The sequence below is a fragment of the Actinoplanes sp. NPDC049316 genome, from assembly GCF_040677315.1.
Lineage (GTDB): Bacteria > Actinomycetota > Actinomycetes > Mycobacteriales > Micromonosporaceae > Actinoplanes.
This window is the reverse complement of the sequence record NZ_JBFAQM010000065.1, coordinates 1-1,373: the sequence shown is the minus strand read 5'-3', so window position 1 is coordinate 1,373 and position 1,373 is coordinate 1. Positions and strand designations below refer to the sequence as shown.

The 1,373-nt window shown below is 66.8% G+C and carries 1 protein-coding gene; it reads right to left on the bottom strand.

Going from position 1 to position 1,373, the window contains the following annotated elements; all coding sequences use genetic code 11:
- Positions 1 to 33: 33 nt before the first annotated feature.
- Entirely contained in the window at positions 34 to 1,260 is a 1,227-nt protein-coding gene (locus tag AB0K03_RS41065; RefSeq protein WP_364697591.1) for an IS481 family transposase, read from the bottom strand.
- Positions 1,261 to 1,373: the final 113 nt, after the last annotated feature.

Genomic DNA, 1,373 nt, shown 5'->3' with positions numbered 1-1,373 from the left:
TGTGATGTCTCAGGACATCGGAATAGCCCGAGCCTACGTTTTGTAGGTTCGGGTTTTTTGCTTGGTGGGTGCTGGTCCGGGTGGGCGGCCGGTGGGCTGGTAGTCGCGTCGGGGGTCGATGGTCAGGTCGCGCAGGAGTTCGCCGGTGGTGGCGTGGATGATGCGGACGTTGAGGTCTTGGACGAGCAGGATGACGTAGGTTCCGGCGTAGGTCTTGCCGATGCCGATGTGGCGTAGCCGCCCGGCGACGCGCAGGGTGACGGTGCCGGCTTTGCTGATCTTGTCGCGGCGGACCCGGTCGTGGGTGTCGCTGGTGCGGTCGGTGCCGGGTGTGGCTTTCGGGCGGGCCTGGTAGGCGGCGGCCGGAGTGGCCCGGTGTGGCAGGGACCGGTGCGGGCGGCGGTGGTTGTACTCGTCGGTGAACGTGTCGATCAGGGTCTGCAATTCCGTGATCGTGTGTGGTTGCGGGGTTCGGGCACGCAACCATTTTTTGAGGGTCTGCTGGAAGCGTTCTACTTTGCCGCAGGTGGTGGGGTGATTCGGGCGGGAGTTCTTCTGCGCGATGCCCAGCCGGCGTAGTTCGGTTTCGAGTTGGGTCCGTCCGCCGCGGCCGCCGGCGAACCGCACGGTGTAGACCATGCCGTTGTCGGTGAGCGTGGATGCGGGGTATCCGTGCAGGTCGGCGGCGTGCTGGAAGGTGGCGTGCGCGATGGCTGCGGTGATCCGTGCATGCGCCGAGATGTGCAGGGCGTAGCGGGAATGGTCGTCGAGCCAGGTGATGATCTCGACGTCTCGGCTGGGTCTGCCGTCGGGGCGGGTGAGCCGGTAGTGGGTGAAGTCGGATTGCCAGGTTTCGTTCGGCTGCTCGGCTTGGAACCGGATGTAGGAGCTCTTCGGCCGCTTCGACGGGGTGGGTGTCATCTGCCCGGCGCGGGTCAGGATCCGGTTGATGGTGGCCCGCGACAGGATGATGTCGTGGTGGTGGCGCAGGTGCCAGCCGATCGTGTCTGCGCCGGCGTCCAGGCCGCAGTCCTCGAGCTTCTTGCGTAGGCCCAGGACGAGCTCGAGCGTCGCCGGCGCGGTCGCGGTGGGGTGGGTCTTCGGGGCGCGTGAACGAGGTTCGAACGCGGCCTCGCCCTCGGCGGCGTAGCGGGCCATGAGCCGGCTGATCCAGCCCTGGGACACGCCGTAGGTGCGGGCAGCCTCGGACTGCGACGTGCCGGCCAGGACAGCGGTGATGACAAGGCGACGTTTCGACACGCCGCACCCTGCGTACCAGCGGCCGCTTGGTCACGCAGCCATGCCGATGACCCGAGACATACCTATTCCGATGACCCGAGACACCCTATTCCGATGTCCTGAGCCAGCACACT